This window comes from Halomonas sp. PA16-9 (assembly GCF_009728585.1).
GTDB lineage: Bacteria > Pseudomonadota > Gammaproteobacteria > Pseudomonadales > Halomonadaceae > Vreelandella > Vreelandella titanicae.
The window spans coordinates 1743704-1764954 of record NZ_CP040451.1 but is presented as its reverse complement, the minus strand read 5'-3'; the positions used below and the strand labels follow the sequence as shown (position 1 = coordinate 1764954).

At 52.4% G+C, this 21251-nt stretch carries 23 protein-coding genes and 1 pseudogene; 4 read left to right on the top strand and 20 right to left on the bottom strand.

What is annotated here, in order from left to right; genetic code table 11:
* Positions 1–18 precede the first annotated feature (18 nt).
* Positions 19–539 (top strand): annotated as a pseudogene (gene rfaH / locus FDY98_RS08160) (transcription/translation regulatory transformer protein RfaH).
* Between the two features lie 71 nt (positions 540–610).
* Positions 611–1249, top strand: coding sequence for an REP-associated tyrosine transposase (locus tag FDY98_RS08155; RefSeq protein WP_340146400.1), 639 nt, complete (start codon positions 611–613; stop codon positions 1247–1249).
* Positions 1250–1345: 96 nt separating this feature from the next.
* On the opposite strand, the gene FDY98_RS08150 is transcribed toward FDY98_RS08155, so the two are convergent.
* From FDY98_RS08150 to FDY98_RS08115, 8 genes are all read right to left on the bottom strand, one after another.
* On the bottom strand, positions 1346–1585 hold the full coding sequence (locus FDY98_RS08150; protein ID WP_022524100.1) for a DUF2442 domain-containing protein: 240 nt from the start codon (positions 1583–1585) through the stop codon (positions 1346–1348).
* Positions 1566–1718 carry a DUF4160 domain-containing protein gene (locus FDY98_RS29395; protein WP_350340067.1) on the bottom strand — a complete coding sequence of 51 codons (153 nt, stop codon included), beginning with the start codon at positions 1716–1718 and terminating at the stop codon, positions 1566–1568. Before FDY98_RS29395 ends, FDY98_RS08150 begins: the two co-directional genes overlap by 20 nt.
* Positions 1719–1900: 182 nt before the next feature.
* Positions 1901–2197: a hypothetical protein gene (locus FDY98_RS08140; protein ID WP_155705774.1), complete on the bottom strand. Its 297-nt coding sequence runs from the start codon at positions 2195–2197 to the stop codon at positions 1901–1903.
* Between the two features lie 164 nt (positions 2198–2361).
* Positions 2362–3135, bottom strand: a complete 774-nt coding sequence (gene cysQ, locus FDY98_RS08135) for a 3'(2'),5'-bisphosphate nucleotidase CysQ (RefSeq protein WP_027958950.1) — start codon at positions 3133–3135, stop codon at positions 2362–2364.
* Positions 3136–3271: 136 nt separating this feature from the next.
* Positions 3272–5176: a sulfate adenylyltransferase subunit CysN gene (gene cysN, locus FDY98_RS08130; RefSeq protein ID WP_027958949.1), complete on the bottom strand. Its 1905-nt coding sequence runs from the start codon at positions 5174–5176 to the stop codon at positions 3272–3274.
* A complete protein-coding gene (gene cysD, locus FDY98_RS08125; RefSeq protein WP_027958948.1) occupies positions 5176–6078 on the bottom strand; it encodes a sulfate adenylyltransferase subunit CysD in 903 nt (300 codons plus the stop codon). The genes cysN and cysD overlap by 1 nt, the downstream gene beginning before the upstream one ends.
* A 200-nt stretch (positions 6079–6278) precedes the next feature.
* On the bottom strand, positions 6279–6464 hold the full coding sequence (locus FDY98_RS08120) for a hypothetical protein (RefSeq protein WP_155705773.1): 186 nt from the start codon (positions 6462–6464) through the stop codon (positions 6279–6281).
* Positions 6465–6589: 125 nt separating this feature from the next.
* Positions 6590–7018, bottom strand: coding sequence for a helix-turn-helix domain-containing protein (locus FDY98_RS08115; RefSeq protein WP_155705772.1), 429 nt, complete (start codon positions 7016–7018; stop codon positions 6590–6592).
* Positions 7019–7202: 184 nt separating this feature from the next.
* Here FDY98_RS08115 and FDY98_RS08110 point away from each other — a divergent pair, with 184 nt between their 5' ends.
* Positions 7203–8930 carry an SLC13 family permease gene (locus FDY98_RS08110; RefSeq protein WP_027958946.1) on the top strand — a complete coding sequence of 576 codons (1728 nt, stop codon included), beginning with the start codon at positions 7203–7205 and terminating at the stop codon, positions 8928–8930.
* Positions 8931–9381: 451 nt separating this feature from the next.
* Here the strand turns inward: FDY98_RS08110 and pgm are convergent, their stop codons facing one another.
* From pgm to FDY98_RS08055, 12 genes are all read right to left on the bottom strand, one after another.
* On the bottom strand, positions 9382–10977 hold the full coding sequence (gene pgm, locus FDY98_RS08105) for a phosphoglucomutase (alpha-D-glucose-1,6-bisphosphate-dependent) (RefSeq protein WP_027958945.1): 1596 nt from the start codon (positions 10975–10977) through the stop codon (positions 9382–9384).
* A 21-nt stretch (positions 10978–10998) separates the two neighbouring features.
* A complete protein-coding gene (locus FDY98_RS27435) occupies positions 10999–11256 on the bottom strand; it encodes a glycosyltransferase (protein WP_340146836.1) in 258 nt (85 codons plus the stop codon).
* A gap of 38 nt (positions 11257–11294) precedes the next feature.
* On the bottom strand, positions 11295–11951 hold the full coding sequence (locus FDY98_RS27430; protein WP_340146835.1) for a hypothetical protein: 657 nt from the start codon (positions 11949–11951) through the stop codon (positions 11295–11297).
* 652 nt (positions 11952–12603) lie between these two features.
* Entirely contained in the window at positions 12604–12924 is a 321-nt protein-coding gene (locus tag FDY98_RS08095; RefSeq protein WP_196518203.1) for a phosphotransferase, read from the bottom strand.
* A 29-nt stretch (positions 12925–12953) separates the two neighbouring features.
* On the bottom strand, positions 12954–13325 hold the full coding sequence (locus tag FDY98_RS08090; protein ID WP_155705770.1) for a hypothetical protein: 372 nt from the start codon (positions 13323–13325) through the stop codon (positions 12954–12956).
* Between the two features lie 566 nt (positions 13326–13891).
* The gene (locus FDY98_RS08085) at positions 13892–14821 is read right to left on the bottom strand and encodes a glycosyltransferase family 2 protein (protein ID WP_340146834.1); all 930 of its coding nucleotides are present in this window, start codon (positions 14819–14821) and stop codon (positions 13892–13894) included.
* Positions 14806–15768 carry a glycosyltransferase family 2 protein gene (locus FDY98_RS08080; RefSeq protein WP_155705768.1) on the bottom strand — a complete coding sequence of 321 codons (963 nt, stop codon included), beginning with the start codon at positions 15766–15768 and terminating at the stop codon, positions 14806–14808. The genes FDY98_RS08085 and FDY98_RS08080 overlap by 16 nt, the downstream gene beginning before the upstream one ends.
* Entirely contained in the window at positions 15765–16139 is a 375-nt protein-coding gene (locus FDY98_RS08075) for a hypothetical protein (RefSeq protein ID WP_155705767.1), read from the bottom strand. Before FDY98_RS08075 ends, FDY98_RS08080 begins: the two co-directional genes overlap by 4 nt.
* A gap of 70 nt (positions 16140–16209) precedes the next feature.
* Positions 16210–17154 (bottom strand): sulfotransferase family 2 domain-containing protein, encoded by a 945-nt coding sequence (locus FDY98_RS08070; RefSeq protein WP_155705766.1) that lies wholly within the window; start codon positions 17152–17154, stop codon positions 16210–16212.
* Between the two features lie 367 nt (positions 17155–17521).
* The gene (locus FDY98_RS08065) at positions 17522–18325 is read right to left on the bottom strand and encodes a sugar phosphate isomerase/epimerase family protein (RefSeq protein WP_155705765.1); all 804 of its coding nucleotides are present in this window, start codon (positions 18323–18325) and stop codon (positions 17522–17524) included.
* Complete coding sequence (locus FDY98_RS08060) at positions 18318–18755, bottom strand: hypothetical protein (RefSeq protein WP_155705764.1); 438 nt, start codon at positions 18753–18755, stop codon at positions 18318–18320. The genes FDY98_RS08065 and FDY98_RS08060 overlap by 8 nt, the downstream gene beginning before the upstream one ends.
* Positions 18707–19093, bottom strand: a complete 387-nt coding sequence (locus FDY98_RS08055; protein ID WP_155705763.1) for an NAD-dependent epimerase/dehydratase family protein — start codon at positions 19091–19093, stop codon at positions 18707–18709. Before FDY98_RS08055 ends, FDY98_RS08060 begins: the two co-directional genes overlap by 49 nt.
* An 836-nt stretch (positions 19094–19929) precedes the next feature.
* Between FDY98_RS08055 and ltrA the strand changes: the two genes are divergently transcribed.
* Positions 19930–21207: a group II intron reverse transcriptase/maturase gene (ltrA, locus tag FDY98_RS08050; RefSeq protein ID WP_196518201.1), complete on the top strand. Its 1278-nt coding sequence runs from the start codon at positions 19930–19932 to the stop codon at positions 21205–21207.
* Positions 21208–21251: the final 44 nt, after the last annotated feature.

Sequence of the window (21251 nt, the reverse complement as noted above, 5' to 3'; positions counted from 1 at the left end):
AGACGCAAGGATGATGGTATGGATGTTTACAATGACCAGGAGGGCGCAGCAACGCCCGCCTGGTACGTTATTCAGTGCAAAGGGGGCGAATCATTTCGCGCTGCCGAACACCTCGCCAACCAAGGTTATGAGGTGTTTCATCCTGTCCTGAAGAGCCAACGCAAGCGCCAGGGAAAGCTCACCACGGTGACCGAGCCGCTCTTCCCCTACTACCTGTTTATCTGTTTGGATCAGTTGGTCAGCAACTGGCGTCCGATTCGCTCTACTCGCGGGTGCTACGCCTGCTGACCTTCGGTGACAGGCCCGTCGCCGTGCCCTCACAGCTTGTCGAGACCCTACGCGCTCAGCCGCACAGCAAGGAAGGGATTCACACCTACTTCAGCGCTGGCGAGAAAGTCACCATCACCGACGGCCCCTTCAAAGACCTGGAAGCCATCTTCACCCGCCTTAAAGGCGAAGAGCGCGCCATCGTCCTGCTCAACGTGCTCAATCGGCCACAGTATTTGGAAGTACCGCTAGACACCCTAAGCAAGTCGTAGGCTGCCCCACCGCTAATAACGATGCGCTACAATGGGCCTTTATAAGCCAATTATTTTGCATGGAGGCACGGGTGGCAACCTATCGACGCGCGCATGTTCCTGGCGGCTGCTACTTTTTTACAGTCGTCACCTACGCACGACAACCCCTGTTGGCGGATCGTCTCAATATTGAAGCCCTTGGTCGTGCCTTCCGCACAGTTCGAGAAGAGCGCCCCTTCGTAATGGATGCGTTCGTACTTCTCCCCGACCACCTCCACTGCCTCTGGAGACTGCCTGAAGGCGACGCGGACTACTCCTCACGCTGGCGGGATATCAAAAAATACGCCTCACAGGAATTCTTCTTCCCGCCCGGCACCCATAACGCTGGCAGCGCGGCTTCTGGGAACACGTCATTCGCGACGAAAACGACTGGCAACGCCATATGGATTACATCCATTACAACCCCGTCAAACACGGCTGGTCTAGAGCACCCGCGACTGGGAATGGTCAAGCTTTCAACAATGCGTACAAAAAGGCTGGTACACCCCCGACTGGGGCACCCAACAAGCCCCCAACGTCGCCGACATGGATTGGGAATGATGGCGAAAACCCCGGCACCGCTCCGCGATGCATCCGCGGGTGCGCTTCGCTTACCACGCGCTACTAAATCTCGCATGCACATTGAGGTGAGGATTCCACCGGAATCGAGTGATTGTCGTAGCGCGTGGTAACGAGAAAGCGAGCTCAGCGAGCGTTTCGAGGCACCCGCGGGTGGCGGCGGGACGACGCCCCCTTCCTACATGGGCCAACCCCGGCACCGCTTCGCTCTACGCTACCTTTTGAGAGTGAGTTTCCAGCATTGCAGCAATGCTCAAGTGGTAATCAATATCCGGCCATTCAATACCGGTGGCGTCACAAATAAACAGGTAATGCCGCAAGACCTTCACAGAGGCCTGCTCAAGTTCTGGATACCAGCTCATAGGCGTTGAAATGCGCCGCCCATCACTCAATTCGACATGAAGATAATGGTCGTCAAAATGGACTTCTTTACCTGATAAACCAGTCATTCCACACCTCCAAAAATTCCTGTCTATGCAAACTTACTAGCTCAAGACACTCCTTGAGCTCTTGCTTCTTTAGTGACGAATAAATTACCACACTCGTCTCAGTCTCAATTTTAGCCCAGCCTCCTGCCTTCATCACATGCACATGTGGCGGAGGATGCTCATTTGCATAGAAAAAATTTGAAACCTTTTTCATTAAGTAGAGTTGGCACTTCATTATCTCTTGCAGTGATGCTAGAAGCATACCAACCCCCTTGCACATCGTCACTTATAAGCCTAAGCGAATACGGCTCTCCAACACATTCACAGCCAACTACATTATTGCTTCAACATCACCATCTCACCAACCCCGGCACCGCTTCGCGCTGCTCCCGCGGGTGCGCTTCGCTTACCACGCGCTACTAAATCTCGCGTGCACATGAAAGTGGGGATGCCACCGGAATCGAGTGATTGCACCCGTAGCGCGTGGTAACGAGAAAGCGAGTTCAGCGAGCGTTTCGAGGCACCCGCGGGAGGCGTCGGGACGACGCCCAATGGCACCGAACCATCATCGCCTACACAGGCCAACCCCGGCACCGCTGCGCGCTGCTTCCGCGGGTGCGCTTCGCTTACCACGCGCTACTAAATCTCGCAGGCATATGGAAGTGGGGATTCCATGGCCATGTGCATGTAATCACACCACCGAAATCGAATGAGTGCACCCGCGGATGGCGGCGGAACGACGCCCATTGGCACCCAACCAACCTTGATGTCAAAACTTAGATCGGTAGCGCCTTGGCTTAATGCCCCCACACCACAAAATAGGGGTTGAGCTTTTCGCTGGGGTTGGCGTAGCTAAGTGCAGTGCCTTCCAGGGTTTCTACCCGGCCGCCTGCTTCGAGCACTACCGCATGAGCGGCGCCGGTATCCCATAAACAGGTGGGGCCCAAGCGTGGGTAGGCATCGGCGAAACCTTCGGCAATGATGCACAACTTTAACGAACTCCCCATGGGCAGCATGGTGTGCTCACCCAACTGTTCCAACCAAGCGGCCAAATCAGGGCTGGGGTGCGAACGACTACCCACCACGCGCCACGTTACGCCCTCTTTAGGCTTGCCTGCCACGGAAATGGCCTTACGACTACCATCGGCTTCAACCTTAAACGCGCCCAACCCCCGCGCGGCCACGTAACCAACCTCAAGCGCAGGCGCGGTCACTACGCCAAGCACCGGCTTACCGTTTTCAATCAGGGCAATATTGACGGTGAACTCACCGTTACGCTTGATGAACTCTTTGGTGCCATCCAGCGGGTCGACTAGCCAATAGCGGCCCTCAGCATCAGCACCGGAAAAGCCCTCGATGTCCTCTTCAGAAAGGATCGGGATCTGCACCGGCAGCGCCTGTAAACCGCGCATAATAACGTTGTGCGCCGCTTTATCAGCCTCTGTTAACGGGCTTTTATCTTCCTTCTCTTCCACGCTGAATTCGCGGGCGTAAACACTCATAATGGCGTCGCCAGCTTCGCGAGCTATGCCTTCAACGGCATCCAGCAGTGCTTGATCAATAAGCGCCATAATCTAATCCCTCTATAAGACTTTGTCCTTAAAGACTTAGCCCTTAAAGATTTAGTCTTTAAGACACAGCCTTTGCATAAAAAAGCTGCCAAGCAGTGGCCAACCTCGCCACCACCTGACAGCTAGCGCATTCAAATCAACTAATCATTCCGCGTTCGCGCAAGGCTGCGATCACGGCGTCGGCCGCTGCTTCCGCGTCCATTTCGGATGTTTTCAGATGAACATCCGGCGCCTCAGGCGCTTCATAAGCGGAATCAATCCCCGTGAAGTTTTTCAGCTCTCCACGGCGAGCCTTCTTGTAGAGGCCTTTCGGATCACGCGCCTCGACGACATCCAGCGGAGCATCGACAAAAATTTCGATGAACTCACCCGCTTCCAACAGATCCCGCGCCAACTGGCGCTCGCTGCGGAAAGGCGAGATAAACGCCGACATCACAATCAGCCCGGCATCCACCATCAGCTTGGCGGTTTCCGCTACCCGGCGCACGTTTTCAACACGGTCGGCATCGGTAAAGCCTAAATCACGATTCAAGCCATGGCGCACGTTATCTCCATCCAGCAGATAAGTATGCTGTCCATGGGCAAAGAGTTTTTTCTCTACCAGGTTAGCAATGGTCGATTTACCCGCCCCGGAAAGCCCGGTGAACCACAGCACGGCGGGCTTCTGAGCTTTTGCCAACGCACGTGCCTGCTTATCAATATCCACATGCTGCATATGAATATTCTGGCTACGCCGTAAGGCAAAGTGCAGCATGCCTGCGCCAACCGTATTGTTAGTCATACGGTCGATGAGGATAAAGCCGCCGGTATCGTGGTTGTCTTTATAGGCATCAAAGGCAACGGCACGGTTTAGGCTTAGGGTACAAATACCAATACCGTTCAGATCAAGCTGCTTGCTCGCCGTGTGTTCCAGGGTATTCACATTGACCTGATACTTGATATCCGTCACGGTCGCGGACACCGTCTGGGTGCCCAGCTTCATCAAGTAAGGGCGGCCCGGCAACAGCGGCGCTTCGTGCATCCACACCAGGGTGGTTTCAAACTGATCGGCAGTGTGGGCTGGCTCATCTACGCCGGAAATCACATCGCCACGAGAAATATCAATTTCGTCTTCCAGCAACAGCGTGATGGATTGCCCGGCAACCGCCTCTTCCAGATCACCATCCAGGGTATAAATCCGCGAAACAGTGCTGGTTTTGCCAGAAGGCTGAACGCGGATTTGATCACCTGGGCGAACCACACCGCTAGCCACCATACCGGTAAAACCGCGGAAATCCAGGTTGGGCCGATTGACCCACTGCACGGGCATGCGGAAAGGAGAGCGTTGAAGGTGCTCCGCATCCAGCTCGACGGTTTCCAGGTAACCCAGCAGCGTCGTACCGTGGTACCACGGCATTTTAGCGCTGTGCTCGATGACGTTGTCGCCCTTCAGCGCCGACATGGGAATGAAGGTGATGTTCTCCAGCCCCAACTGTTTGGCGAAAGCACGGTACTCTTCAACGATCTGATCAAAACGCGCTTTGGAATAGTCGACCAAATCCATCTTGTTAATGGCCACCACCACATGGCGCATGCCCATTAACGACATCAAAAAGCTATGGCGGCGGGTTTGCGTCAAAATGCCGTGGCGTGCGTCGACCATCAGAATAGCCGCGTCGGCAGTAGAAGCCCCTGTGACCATATTGCGAGTGTACTGCTCGTGCCCAGGGGTATCCGCTACGATGAACTTGCGCTTTTCGGTAGAGAAGAAACGGTAGGCCACGTCAATGGTAATGCCCTGCTCGCGCTCGGCGGCCAGGCCATCCACCAGCAGCGCAAAATCCATCTCGCCGCCCTGGGTGCCGTATTTTTTCGAGTCCGCTTCAATGGCCGCCAGTTGATCTTCAAACAGCAACTTGGACTCAAACAACAGTCGGCCAATCAGGGTACTTTTGCCGTCGTCCACGCTGCCGCAAGTAATAAAGCGCAACAAGCCTTTGTGCTCATGGGCTTTCAGGTAGCCTTCGATATCGCCAGCAATCAGGTCAGATGAGTGAGACATTAAAAATACCCCTCTTGCTTCTTCTTCTCCATGGATGCCGCGCTATCGCTATCAATCACCCGGCCCTGGCGTTCCGATGTTTTGGTCAACAGCATTTCTTGAATAATGGCAGGCAAGGTATCCGCTTCTGACTCAACCGCACCGGTGAGCGGATAGCAGCCCAATGTGCGAAAACGTACTTTACGCATCATCGGCACTTCACCCGGCTCTAACGGCATGCGCTCGTCATCGACCATAATCAACGCGCCATCGCGCTCCACCACCGGCCGCTCAGCCGCATAGTACAGCGGCACAATGGGGATATTCTGCAGATAGATGTACTGCCATATATCCAGTTCGGTCCAGTTGGAGATCGGAAAGACGCGAATCGACTCTTTGCCATTCTTACGGGTGTTATAGAGCTTCCATAACTCCGGGCGCTGATTTTTAGGATCCCAGCGGTGCTGTGCGGTACGGAACGAAAAAATACGTTCCTTGGCGCGAGACTTTTCCTCATCGCGCCGGGCACCGCCGAAAGCCGCATCAAAGCCGTACTTATCCAGCGCCTGCTTCAAGCCTTCGGTCTTCATTATGTCGGTATGAATCGCCGAGCCGTGGGTAAACGGATTGATGTCCTTCTCGACACCTTCCGGGTTGATATGCACCAGCAGATCCATACCAATCTCTTCCGCCATATTGTCGCGGAATTCATACATGGCCCGGAACTTCCAGCGAGTATCAACGTGCAGCAGCGGGAACGGCGGCGGCGAAGGTGCAAAGGCTTTACGGGCCAAGTGCAGCATGACCGCCGAGTCTTTGCCAACGGAATAAAGCATTACCGGGTTTTCAGTCTCGGCAACCACTTCGCGCATGATCTGAATGCTTTCCGCTTCCAGTCGCTGTAAATGGGTGAGTGATGTCATCATCTGTCCCAACAATTGTGTGAAAAAACATAGCGTGAAAAAGTTTGCTTTCAAGTGCTAGGCTCTGTCTGAAAAGTCGGCTAGCGAAGACCAGACAAGGCAAAAATCGGCGAAAAGACGGAGTTTACGTAGTGTAAATGAGTACTTTGAGCCGATTTTTGACGCCGTATGGTCGAGCGCAGCCAGTTTTCAGACAGGGCCTAGGAAGCCAAGCCCATATCGGCAGGCACCGGCACTAACCAAAACATCGTTTGTTGCGCCAGCCAAGCCATTACTTGCGGGCTGGCTGACAACCAAGCGCCATGAAATACCAAGGCGACTGGCCTGTTGCTTTCTTCACTCTTGCCAATGAGCGCCTGCATCGCGGCCAGATAATCATCTGCCACGGGTGGGCACTTAAAACAACGCATCCACAACCGGCCACGGGGGCCGTGAAAATAGAGCTGATAAACCGGACGCTGTGGATGCGCTACCCGGCGCACACCGCCCTGCCAACGCTGGCTAGCCTCTTCTAACCTGTCAAACCGCGGCGCAACGGCTGCCGATACCACCGGCCCCGCTGCGAGCGCTGCTTAGCCAGTGCGCTTAACGGCCAGGGTTCATGCTTCAAACCTTGGCTTTCCCACCAGTGTTCAATGCCGCGCTGGGTCAACTCAACGCCATGCTCATCGCGTAAAAAAGCCACAAGGTCAGCGCTGCTCCAGCCTGGCTGTTCAGCGGGGGGCGAGGCATAAAGCGCCTCCCACAACCGTTGTTGAATAGCGGCATCAAGCACATTGGCCTGCCCTTTTAAACGACCGCGGGGGCGTACCGGCACTGCCGCCCAGCCACCTTCACGAAACGCCTTCCAGGCCGCCGAAACGGTCGGGGAAGAAAGCCCGGTTTGTTGGCTTACCAACGCAACCGTGACCCCATCCAAGCGTAGCTTTACGGCTTGCATGCGGCGCTCATTGAGTGCTTCAGGCGATAAATTTTTAATGCTCAAAATTATCGCTAACCACCTGTATTAAATATAATTTTCAATAATTATCAGATCAAAAATTGGCAATCATTAGACACCATCATAAAAGCCTGCGTAAAATCCAGCAAGTGAACCATGAAGTTACCGCTTTTAAGGACCCACCATGACCCCCTGGGCCGTTCTGTTTTCTATCGCTATTTTATTAGCGCTGTTAATTAGCGGGCGGGTAAAACCCGCCATTGCGTTTGTTACCTTAGCCGCCATTTTTTTGCTACTCGGGTTTGTCGATACCGCGACCCTGCTTACTCAATACACCAACCCTGCACTCGCCACGCTTCTGCTCTTGCTGCTGGTATCACTGGCGCTTGAACGTTCGCCGCTGCTGGACTGGTTATCGCGTCACTTATTAAAGGGTCACCCGCGGCTTGCTACCGCACGCTTAATGGGTAGTACGGCGGTACTTTCCGCTTTTTTGAATAACACCGCGGTGGTGGCCGCCTTTCTCGGGGCTATTTCGCGTCAGCAGCGTATCGCGCCATCCCGGTTATTAATCCCGCTCTCTTACGCCTCCATCTTGGGCGGTATTACTACGCTAGTGGGCACTTCCACCAACCTGGTGGTGAACTCGTTTAACTTGAGCGCCAGTGGCAGCGAGTTGGGCATGTTCCAATTCAGCCTGGTGGGCATCCCTGTGGCGCTGGTGACTCTGTGCGTTCTAATGTGGCGCGCCAATGCCCTGCCACACCACCAACTGGAAAACACCAATGAAAAGCTCTCCTACTTTTTAGCGGCAGACCTAGAGTCCGACTCGCCCATGATCGGCAAAACCATCGAAGAGAACGGCCTGCGTAGCTTGGAGGGGCTCTACTTACTGGAAATAGAGCGCCACGGACGGCTAATTAGCCCCGTGGCACCGGACGAACAACTCCTGGCCAATGACACGCTGGTGTTCACGGGAGAAGTCGGCAAGGTGCAAGCACTGCAGCGTTTTCCAGGGCTGCAGCTATTTGGCCATCAGGCCGACAATCTATTAGCGACGAATTTGGTAGAGGTGGTGATTTCCCACGAATCCGAGCTTTCAGGCAAAACCCTGCAGGATGTGGATTTTCGCAGCATGTTCAGTGCGGGGGTGGTGGGTATACGGCGAGGAGAAAAACGTTTGGAGGGGCAGTTGGGGAAAATCCCACTTCGCGTGGGGGACTGCTTGCTGTTAGCGGTCAGCGCTGATTTCCGGCAACACCGCAACCTAGACCGCAACTTTCACTTACTCAGCGGCAGTTTCACCAGGCCGCAATTGAGTAACAGAGAGAGCCTATTCACCGTGGGCGGCTTTGCAGCAGTAATTGCCTTGGCTACCGCTAATCTGCTGCCACTGTTCCACGGGCTGCTGATACTGCTGGGCGGGCTACTGCTAATGAAAGTGATCAGCCTGGCGGAACTGCGCCGCCGTTTCCCGTTTGAGCTATGGCTGATTATTGGGTCGGCGTTGGCGATTGCCCAAGCGCTGGAAAACTCAGGCGCGGCGGGCTTGTTAGCCAGCGGTATGCAGGGGCTGTTCAGCGGCTACGGTATCTATGCCGCATTTGTGGGTTGTTATCTACTAACGCTGCTACTCACAGAAACCGTGACCAACAACGCCGCTGCCGCGCTGGCCTTTCCGGTGGCCTGGAGCACCGCCCACGCCTTTGGTGCCGACCCACTGCCGTTTGTGATGGCCGTAGCGTACGGCGCCAGCGCCTGCTTTCTAATCCCGTTTGGCTACCAAACCCACCTAATGGTGTATTCACCCGGCCGCTACCGCATCACGGACTTCCTGAAGATCGGTTTGCCGGTTAGCGTCACCTACTCAGCGGCGGTATTGCTGATTACGCCGTGGGTGTTTCCGTTTTGAGATTTGGGTGAATCGTGAATCGTGAATCGTGAATCGTGAATCGTGAATCGTGAATCGTGAATCGTGAATCGTGAATCGTCAGGAGTATAGGTCTTGTAACGCGCGGTAGCGAGCGTTCGAAGGCACCCGCGGGAGGCGTCGAGACGACGCCCTGTGGCACCCAAAATATTGCCTGCACGAGCCAAACCCCGGCACCGCTGCGCGATGCTTTCGCGGGTGCGCTTCGCTTACCACGCGCTACTAAATCTCGCAGGCACATGAAGGCCGGGATTCCAAGGGCGCGTGCACGTTATGCACATGGCCGTGGCACGTAATCACGCCACCGAAATCGAGTGAGTGCCCCCGTAGCGCGTGGTAACGAGAAAGCGAGTTCAGCGAGCGTTTTGAGGCACCCGCGGGAGGCGTCGGAACGACGCCCAGCGGCACAAAGCCCAACCACCACCGCGGGTCTCTACCCCTTCAACACCCCTGCCAATAACGCCTTGGCATTTTCGATCAGTTCATCCAGATGCTGGGCGCCTTTGAAACTCTCGGCATACACCTTATAAAGCGATTCAGTGCCACTTGGCCGAGCAGCAAACCAACCGTTGTCGGTGGTGACTTTAATGCCTCCGATAGCGGCAGCATTGCCGGGCGCCGCGACCAGCACAGCGGTGATTTCATCGCCTGCCAGGGTTTTCTCGGTGACGCTCTCAGCGCTCAGGTTTTTAAACGCCGCCTTCTCTTCAGGTGAACAAGCGGTATCCACGCGCTTATAGAAAGGCTCGCCGAAGCGCTCGGTGAGCGTGCGGTAATATTCGCTGGGTGTTTTTCCGGTCACTGCCATAATTTCAGCCGCCAGCAAACACAGCACAATGCCATCTTTATCGGTGGACCACGCCTTACCGTCGCGGGTCAGCAAGCTGGCGCCGGCGCTCTCTTCACCGCCAAAGGCCAACCAGCCTTCATGCAGGCCATCGACAAACCACTTAAAGCCCACCGGCACTTCATAAAGCTCGCGTTGATGTGAGGCGACGACCCGGTCAATCATGGAAGACGACACTAGCGTTTTACCCACTTTTAGCGAAGCGGCCCACTCCGGGCGGTGGGTCATCAGGTAATCAATGCACACCGCTAAAAAATGGTTCGGGTTCATTAGGCCGTTGGCATCAACAATGCCGTGGCGGTCGGCATCTGGGTCGTTGCCAAAGGCAATATCGAAGCGGTCTTTAATTTCCAACAGATTAGCCATTGCGGCGGCGCTAGAGCAATCCATGCGGATTTTGCCGTCGTGATCCGGTGGCATAAACGCAAATTCAGGATCAACTGCGGTGTTTACCACATCCAGGTTCAAGCTATAGTGCGCCGCGACCGCCTGCCATACCGGCAGCGCGGTACCTCCCATTGGATCAGCACCCAACCTCAGGTTCGCCTTCTGAATAGCGGCAATATCAATCACGTCGCCCAGCTGAGACACGTAATGCGCCGTGTAATCGTACTCTTGTGCATGGGCAATCGCCTCTTCAACCGGAACAAGAGGCACATCTTCTAATTGCCGCAGCAGGTAAGCATTTGCACGCAACTCAATCCAACCGGTAGCGTCGGTATCCGCTGGGCCGCCATGATGCGGGTTGTATTTAATGCCGCCGTCTTCGGGAGGATTATGCGAAGGAGTAATGATTAAACCATCTGCCAGTGCCGCACCAGGCGCAGCCTGACCTTCAGGGCAATTGTGCTGCAAAATAGCGTGGCTGATGAGCGGCGTAGCGGTGAAGCCGTGATCTTTCTCGACAAATACCGGCACCTTGTTGGCAGCCAACACCTGCAGTGCACACTCCCAGGCAGGGCGAGAAAGCGCATGGGTATCAAAACCTAAAAACAGCGGGCCTTTATAGCCCGCTTCAAGGCGGTAATCGACAACCGCCTGGGTAATCGCGAAGATATGAGATGCATTGAAAGTGCGCTCGGTCGCTCTGCCACGATGGCCAGATGTACCAAACGAAACCCGCTCGCCCACAACATTGGCATTAGGCTGTTCTTGATAAAAAGCGTTAACAATAGACTCCATGGTTCCCTCTCCCTGCTCATATTACTGCGACAAAGCATCGCTGCGTTGTAGCCAGAACTGCACGGCGGCCTCTACGCCACCTACCTTTTTTGCATCAATAGCAGCTTGTTTAGCCATCCGTGCAGCGGCTTCGGGGTTTTCTAATAAGTGCTCTAAAGCGCTTCGCCATTCGATGGGCGTATCATTAACAAGCAAACCGTTTTCACCATGATGCACCACCTCAGTATAGGGGTAGCGATTTGAATAAATGCCCACCCCCCCCATGGCGGTAATATCCAAAAACTTTATCAATGATTTGCCACGATTGAACGGGCTTTCTACAGCGGGGCCAAACCTATATGGCAGTGGTGCTCTCGCTGATAAACCTTAAACGTCTCCCAGGGTAAAGGAGAAGGCGCATTTACGCGAGGCAGTGCAACGAGGCTTTCTGGCGTGTGTGGCCCCAGCATAATCTCCACCTGGGTATCCATACGCTGAGACTGAATTTGCTGTATGGCAGGAGCAATGTGCACGAGATCTGTTAAATGCGCTCGCGTGCCGTAAAAGCCGATTCTCCAGTTAACGGCGGCAGTTGGTGGTAGTGAGAAATGCTCAAGTGAAGGTAGCGGAGCAATAAGAGGCGGCGTAAGCACTTGAACATTGTCGTGCTCGCTAAAAAAGCAGCGGGCCAGTTGCTCACTAGAAGCCACCACTTCATCAACCAGCGCCAGCAGCCGAGGCTGGTATGTAGCAATACGCGCCATTCGCTTACGGTAGGAGGCGGGCAACGCGGAGTCATTGGCAGCCGCCGTAATATCATCATCAATCAAATAAGCGATATAGCCAAAGGCGTTACGATGGCGTTCCAACCACCGCAGCCAACCCAGCGGCAGCGAGCGGCAAAGCAGCAGGTTGGCGCCTGCATAGCGTTTAAGCAGAGCACGACCATGCAACCGGCTAGCCCCAAAGGAGCGTGAAACAGCTACCGCGCTCAACCGCGATTCCCTGCAGGCGTAATTCAGGCGCTGCAGACGCCAAGAAATAAATATCCTCGGTAGGCCGCGCCCCATCGCTAAGAACAACCCACCCAACGTGGCTACTCACAATACATCCCTTTTACCGATGGTTCTGCTCCTTGCTTCAAAAGCTTTATCAGTGCCGCTGCACGATGCTTTCACTCCGGGTCGCGGTTGCGCTTCGCTCACCACGCGCTACGAAAACCACGAAATCAGGTGCGTGCACATACCGTAGCGCGTGGTAACGAGTCTGCGAGGAACGAGCAAACGAGGCACCCGCGAATGGCGTCGGAACAACGCCCGTGGCACGGAACCAACTCCGCTGACACGAACCAACCCCGGCACCGCTACGCGCTGCTTCCGCGGGTGCGCTTCGCTTACCACGCGCTACTAAATCTCGCGTGCACATGAAAGCGGAATGCCAAGGCCATGTGCACGTTATGCACATGGTCGTGGCATGTAATCACACCACCGAAATCGAGTGATTGTACCCGTAGCGCGTGGTAACGAGAAAGCGAGCTCAGCGAGCGTTTCGAGGCACCCGCGGGAGGCGTCGGAACGACGCCCCGTGGCACTCAACCAACTCCACCTGCACAAACCAGCCCAGGCACCGCTGCGCGCAGTGGCAGGATTATTGGCTTGTATCAGAGCGCAGTTTGACCTGTTGATATAACGTGTAGATACGAGCGCGCAGCAAGGCGGCTTCTTCCGAACGCATAAAGTGAGCGACGTCCAAACACTGGAACAAATAGGTGAACACCAAGGTACCCAACTGTTGATCCACTCTTTTTACAGCCAACGGTTCTACTTCACCCCAGGGTAGCCCCCGCAACAAAAGCGCAGCATCAAATCCTAACGGCAAATACGCCCATCGATCCCAGTCGACAAGCGCTACCTGCCGACGCTGAGTGTCAATGAGTACGTTATTACGATGCAGATCCCCATGTGACAAGACACGTGGCAAGCGTGCGGTAACCCGCATCAAAAGATAAAAAAGGACAATTCAAGCTTACTACCCCCACCTCGTAATGCCTGAAAGAACACCGATGGGAATAATCTATGCAATAAGCTTTTAAAACGACTGGAACGGCGCTTTAAAGCGCTGCGCCTAGCTTCACCAGCTTGCTGAAGCGTAAGAAGTTGCGCCATGACTAAGGGCACCCAAGATTCCCAACCGCTGCCCATCTTATCCAGTGTAGTGCCTGGCTGAAAAGCAAATATCTGTATCACATGCTTGTCTTGAGAGATCGCGTCCAATAAAGGTGGCGCGGCTATCCGGCTAGGCGTTATCACCTTGTCATAAAGCTGCTTCACGTTTGAATGAGCCGTCGGCTCCACATCAAAACGCGCCATGACAGGCGCCTGGTTAGCAACGTTAAGCACAGCGCCAGCCATTTGTCGCTCAGCAGACAATCCAAACAATGGTTTAAATCGCTCTACCGACAGCTGATCAGGAAGCCTAGCAAGTGCTTTGTACTCTGCGTGGTGATGGGAATAGCCATAGGTAACCAATCGCTTTGCTCGGGGTGCTTATAGAGCCATGGGCTATTCCGCAATGACACGCCTTTGTCCGTTACAATCCTGACGATATCCCCATGCTCCAGCGCCAACTGGCCACGAAACCCCACATTGTCGCTCAACGAATGCCCTGCCTTTTTCACATCCGCTCGTTGGCGGTCACAAAACAGTCGGCAGCGCTCTCGGCCATTTACCAAAACAGTTACGTAAGGCGCTAGGCTCCAACCACTAATTACCCCCTCACTCACCCGATCTATAAAACCAGATACCGTCGGTTTTTATTACTTTCAACATAAACGTATTATTCAATATCCGGTAAAGATTGTTCTCGGGTGTAGCCCGGTTTCTGATAACCCCCGCTGCATGGTCACCTTCAGTTTTGTATCTAGATATTCAAGCGATTAACGCAACGAAAAATCTTCATGGACGAGCGTAAGGTTGGGGTTGTAAGCAGGGTCGCAATCTAATCGCTTGCCCCATGTAGCACGCATATACGTCACTTCTTTGGATGCACGCGAACGTTTCTTCGAATTATCATCCGCACCACGAGAAATAGACTCATGGTGGTAAAGCTCAGCATAGGGCGTCCATAGGTTACGGTAACCCGCTTCCCGCACCTTCAAACAAAAATCGACATCGTTAAAGGCAACGGTCAGCTCGTTTTCATTTAGCCCCTTCACCTGCTCAAAGACCGATTTACGCACCAACAAACAGGCAGCGGTAACCGCCGACATATTCTGAACCAAATGCAAACGCGTGAAATAGCCACTCGCGTTACGGGTAAAATATTTGTGCGCGTGGCCAGCAACGCCACCAATCCCCAAAATCACACCAGCGTGTTGGATCGTATCATTGGGGTAATACAGCTTAGCCCCCACGCAGCCGATCTCAGGGCGGCATACCTGGCTAACCATCTCCGTCAACCACTCAGGATTGATCGGCTCAATATCGTTATTCACTAACCCAATAATTTCGCCTTTCGCGTGCTGGGCACCAAAATTATTGATAGCGGAGTAATTGAACGGCTCTGACCAGGGCAGTACACGCACCCTCTCATCACGTTTAGCCACCGCATCCATATACGCCAAAGTGTCAGAACACGTGCTGCCATTATCCAGAATCAGCAATTCAAAATTTTGGTAGTCCGTACGGTCTAAAATCGCATCAACGCAAGGCTTTAAAATCTCTACCCGATCCCGGGTAGGAATCAATAAGCTCACCAACGGCGGAGTGGCAGGAATGGGCCAGCATACGCGATACGTGTTGGGGTAATGGTAATGACCATGTTCCGCAACGGCACCGCGGTGATGCTTCTCTACATGGCTAGCCACTGCCTTGAGCCCCGCTTCGGCGGTATAGTCTTTTGGGTACTGTTCATCGCCGTGGAGCCTTTCGTAGCGCGCCAGTGATAAAGCACCTTGGGAATATGAACAATACGGTCAGCGGAGATTTCCGCCGTTACCCGGAGCACCAAGTCGTGATCCTGGCTGCCCTCATACCCCTCACGAAAGCCCCCCACCTGACGCACCAATTCAGTACGATATACACCCAAATGGGAAATATAGTTTTGCCCGAGTAACAAATCAGGATTCCAGGCAGGCTTAAAGTGAGGATCAAATCGCTCACCGCGCTCATTTAGCTTGTCTTCATCGCTATATAGCAGCGCCGCATTAGGTTTGTCCTGCAGCGCAACGACCACTTGATACAAGGCATCCTCATTGAGAGTGTCGTCGTGGTCGAGCAGCGCGGTAAATTCACCCTCAGCCATTTCCAGCGCATTGTTACTGGCTGCACAAATATGGCCGTTGCGCTCGCGAATCACCACTTCAATGCGAGGGTCTGACTCGGCATAGGTGCTTAAAACCTCCTGCACCCGCGGGTCGGTAGAGGCATCATCTGCCAAGCAAAGCTGCCAATGGGGATACGACTGCGCTACGACTGAATCAATACAAGCACTCAATAGCTCGGGAGTAGGGTTATAAACAGGAACAACAACCGAAATAAGCGGTTGGTATTCCGCCTGTGATAAAAATTGCTGAACCTCTTCCCTGCTTGGCAACACCTGGTTGCTCAACCATTCTGGGTAACTCTTGCCAGTGGTCATGCGTTCAAAGGTGGCGTTATATTCAGCCATGGCAAGGGTACGCCAATGGACACCCTGCTCTTGCGAAAGCTGCTTTAAAGAGGGAACTACCTCGCTTTTCTCCCGCCCCCGCCAACGGTGATGCATGCGCGCCAAGCGTTGCGCCAAACGGTCATGGGCAAACCAAGGGGTCAACCATACAAACCGCAGATGACGGATAGTGAAGAGGCCTTCTGACTCCAGCGGGTCAAGCGAATTGCCTTAACGCCCCGGGGCATCCAAAAAAGGCGCTTTGTGATACGGCCAAGTTTTAAAGGTAAGTAAACACTCGACTCTTCTTCAAAACCGTTGCCTAAATCAAAATATAACTTAATCGCTGCGCTGGGTTGGTTATGGGTAATATCCGCCTCAAGCATTTGCCAACCGGGAAGCGGCAACGCCTCAGTTTGCTCAAACTGAGGGTCGATATCAGATGCTAGCCACTCAAAACTACCGCCCTCTTCACCGACCAAAGGGCGCAGACCACTTTTTGGCCTAACGCGTAAATTTCGTACAAACAAGTTCACTCGACCTTTATCCATGTGTAATTAAACGTAAGCCATGCACAGAAAAATCTTCCTTCACCAACATACACGACTAAACCGTGTAGCGGCCGATGACCTGACCAGTACTTGCTACCCTGCACTCGACGTTGTCGTTCGCTTCTAATGGTTTAGAGAACTTATGGTGAAAGCCCACATACCCCTTGCGCGGCATTGATAACTGGAGCATGCCGGGGCGTATATCTTTCGCAAAGACTCGCGCCTCCTCATGGCCATTCACATAAATGGCGACTTCTACAGGTTCTTCCGTATCAGCATACCAGGCCCAACCACGCACCATACCAGGTTTGCTATCTTGCAATGCTGCATGAGTATAAGGCTTGCCCTCTTCAAATAGCTGAGTACGTTGTTGAGCAAGAGCCTCTGCTCGATGGTACAATCGGATATCGTCCTCGTTTAAATTCCTAATTTCAGATAGCGTTTCATCATCTAAATCGTAGCCTATATCTTGGCTACTGCGTCCTTGATTAAGCTGTACCTGTTTGATTTTCAATCCGTAACGATCATTAATTTCTAACAAACTTTGATTATAGGTTTCAGTTAAGCCAATAAACCCCAAGGCCTCAAGTGGAACTTGTGTCATCATACGCGATTGTCGGTTAATCGCATGCTTTAGATGGTAGAAAGTATTCAGATCCTTTTGGTAGTTATTGTGACGCACAAAGTGATTATACTCGGAAACTATGCGCTGAACGGGATCGCGAAAAAAAGCAACTGTATTAGCCACACCGAATAAACATACATATTTGTTGGCAGCGACATGCCCACTTAAAAACTTTTTCCTCTCCAAATGAAAGCGGACATCAAAACCAAAAAAATCATCATTCCGATAAATACTCTCTTTTATCAAAGAAGAGGTTTCCTCGATATCAGGATAGTAATCGTAAACAACCTCTTTTTCTCCAAAATAATCTTCACACGCTTTACGAAAGCTTGTGCCTGCAGTTTTAGGTATATGAACAAAATAAAGAGGAGACATTCACTCACCTTGAATAGATAAAAAATGTTTAAACTGCCATTGGTGGCGGATCTAGAGATAACTAATTACACGAACCAAGTACTTCTATCATTACAAGACCTCAAACCAAGCTAAAAATTCCATGACAAACACACCCATCTAATAATACCTTATTCACCATGAGCTCTCATATTTTTTTACAAACACTCAAACCAAAGAAACTTTGATTAAAATAATGGCGCTTGGATACATGAAAGAACCAGAGTCCGCGACTGCCCAGTCAAGAATGTATTTCAAGCAAGCTTGTATTGTAACTCAGAGCCCAACAATGTTAAATGTCGACACCAAAAGCTTAAGGTTTAAAACCAAGATCCTACAAATAAAAACATCAATAAATATTAGTAACAAACTTTAATGCTATATCCAACTCTTCAGCCGGCCGACTTAACTCACGCATTTCGATACATGTCCAACCACAGTAATTAGACATTTTCAAAGCTTCTGATGCTCCTTGATGGTAGTTCTGAGGAGTGCTAAAGCCAGCTAGCCCCGGCTCACTAATATGAAAATGCTTAATCAGATCTTTATTTTCTAAAATTTCAGTTTTTACGTCCAAATTAGCTAAGCTTGTACACCCTGTATCAAAATGCATAACAAGACCTGGATGAGAAACTTCTCTAACAATAGAAGAGCTTTCATTGGGTGTGGTTATGAACTCACCATCGTAAGTCTCTGGCACAGCTTCTAGTGCTATGCTGACACAATTTTCCCAACAAATCTCAGCAAGAATGCGAAGTCTGTCTAAAGCAACTAATCTAGCTTCCTCTGGGCTATAACCAAGTAATTGACGACTTCTCGGAGCGCCATAAACTAATATTCTAGCCCCAGCTACTGCGGCTAATTCTGAAACAAAAGAAATATGCTCACGCATATATTTAAAGGTGGCTTCGCTACTCAAAAGTTGCAAGTCAGGCTTACCAAATAAAAAAGCCTGAAAAGATGGTATTAATAAACCGAAATTCTCACACAAGTGCCTATATTTAAGCATTTCTTTCAGTGTCAAATTTTCCCATCCTCCAACTATTTTACCAGGAGCAACTTCTACACCTTTTACGCCATTTTCGGACAGTAATGAGAAAAATTGCGCATGATCACCTGACCAAGCGATATTTGAAACTGCCAAATTACTCACATTTCACCTCCGGCTTTTCTAACCAGACAGACAGCTCATTTAAAACCTCATCAGCGGTTAATAAATAGTTATTATGTTGGCTTTTAAACTTGCCTGAAAAACTTGTATGCATGTCGTAGTGAACTTCTGGCAATGGTTCACACCCTACATTTAAATCGTTAAAAAATTGCTCTTTGATTTTGAAATTCGAAATGGGCTCAACTGCTAAATTAACCAATGGTAAATTATTAGAAATAATAGTTTCGATATCCTGCCAAACTCTTGACAGTGGATACCATTGAAATGAAGACTTTAAGTTTATTTTTTCTAGAATATTTTCACATAACAAATCGAAAAGTATATTTTTTTTCAGACCAACACCAAAAAGACCAGGCAAGCGAACTACATGATAATTTTCAAACACTCCTTCAAGCTCTCTTTCAAGCCACAAGCGATTTTGCCGTATGGGCTAATTTCATCTACTTCAATCTTACTTGACTCATCCACATTGCGTGGAACTGGATATACATCGACAGTAGAAATTAGAACAAATCTTTTAGCTTTAATCCTTTTATATGTCTCAGCCAATCTTTTGATTGTAGATAAATCTTCACATGGATTTTGATTCGCCCACCATTTTACTGCTGGCACGCCAGCACATACTACTAAATCAAAAGACCTGTCAACAACTTGATCAATATTTTTAGAGTTATAAAGCTCATCAAAACTTTTTTGTCTATAAATATTTGACCCAACAAACCCAGTATAACCTATCAGAGCTGTCTTCATATTCGATTTACCTCCATTTCGTTTTCAGCCTCAATCATAGATAAAATAGATTCAGCTGCATAAAAAATAGTATCAATTTTTCCTGACATAACTACAAACTTCCTACCTAGTTTACTAACATAACAAGATCGATCGTCTGTAGCCCCCATGATTTTTGTTTTAACTGAAAACTGGGGGCCAATGTATTCAAATTTTTCACAGAAATCTGGCATATACTTTGAGTGCGCCAGGCAAAGCCTGGTCATCCGGGAAACCGAGGAGGTGGAAAGGATGAATTGAAACCCAGTGGGTGCAAGTCCCACCCGGCCAAGGCTAGCCACCAGCCGGTAGCGAGTGTTGCGTGGTGTCGGGTAACCGCCACTGCGAAGCGTACACAGCGAGTGGATAGGCCGTGTGATTGAGCCTCGAAATGTTGATCTTTGTGGTCGCCGACATCCTTCAATTGATGGAAGGCAACATGATCCTGCCGTACGGCTTGGCAGGGAAGGGCCGCCGGGGTCGAAGAGCAGGGCATGTCCACACAGGGGTTTCCCAGGAACCTGGGAGGCCCGCCTTTCTCCCCTGAGAGGTAATGAATCAGGCGCGGGGCTGCCTGTCTCGAAAGCTCCCGGTCCGGTGCTGTGGTGCCTGACGGTAGCGGAAGCAAACAGCAGGCACTTAGGGGGTACGGCCAGGCGACCATAAGGAGCCAGCCGGAGGGAAGGGCGGGAGTCGGAGTTGCTCATAGTACCGAAGAAGGCGGGGAACCGACTCGACGGGACCCGTTGGAGGGAAGGGGCGACCAATCATCAGAACTGCACGAGGGCAACATGACAGGTGCACAGGAACCTGAGGTCATGTCCACGAAACAAGTGCGGATAGCAGCGCTGGCAGAGCGCTTCCCGCAGCGTGCCTTCACGTCACTGGCGCACTACATTGACGCCCAGTGGCTGAAGACGGCCTACCTGATGACGCGCCGGGATGGCGCCGTCGGGATCGATGGCCAGACGGCGGACGACTTCGCGCGCGGCTTCGAGGCCAACGTCCAGCGACTGCTGGAAGCGGCCAAGAGCGGCCGCTACCGAGCGCCGCCGGTACGGCGTGTCCATATCCCCAAGGGAGATGGGCGCACCACACGGCCGATCGGTATCCCCACCTTCGAAGACAAGGTCCTGCAGCGTGCCGTGGTGGCCCTGCTGGAGCCGCTCTACGAGCATGACTTTCTGGACGGCTCGTACGGCTTCCGGCCGGGACGCTCGGCACACCAGGCTGTCGAGACGGTGAGGAACAGTCTGATGTCGATGGGAGGCGCCTGGGTCATCGACCTGGACATCAGGGCCTTCTTCGACACGATCGACCATCAGCACCTGCGAGCGTTTCTGCAGCAACGAGTGAAGGACGGGGTGATCCTCCGCCTGATCGGCAAGTGGCTCAAGGCCGGGGTATTGGAGGCCGGGCAGTGGCAGAAGGGAGAGATCGGTAGCCCGCAGGGCGGGGTGATTTCCCCCTTGTTGGCGAATGTCTACCTCCACTATGTGCTGGACGAGTGGTTTGAGAAGGACGTCAAGCCGCGTCTGCGAGGACGAGCGTTCTCGGTGAGGTTCGCCGATGACGCCATCCTGGCATTCAGCAATGAAGCCGATGCCCGCAAGGTGCTGGAAGTGCTACCCAAGCGCTTCGCGCGCTTCGGCCTCACTCTGCACCCGACCAAGACTCGGCTGGTGCGGTTCCGACCGCATCGGGAGCGGCGTGCCGAGACCTTCGACTTCCTGGGCTTCACCTTCTACTGGGGCAGGTCCAGACGCGGTCGCCTGATCATCAAGCAGAAAACGGCCAAGGATCGGTACAAGCGCGGCCTCAAGCGAATCTCGCTATGGTGCCGAGCCAACCGTCACCGGCCGCTGCGAGAACAGCACCGTCAACTCTGTCGGAAGGTCACTGGGCATTACGCGTACTACGGGATCACGAACAACATCGAAGCTCTGCAGCGCTTCGTCAACGCGGTCCGGCGTATCTGGATCAAGTGGCTCCGGAGGCGCTCGCAGAAGGGATGGTTCTCGTGGGAAAAGGCAGCGCAGCTGCTGTCGATTCTCCCGTTACCGTGCGCCAGGATCATTCACCGTTTTACCTGGTAGCGAAACTGATGGTTGAGGAGCCGGATGCGTCAATCGCGCACGTC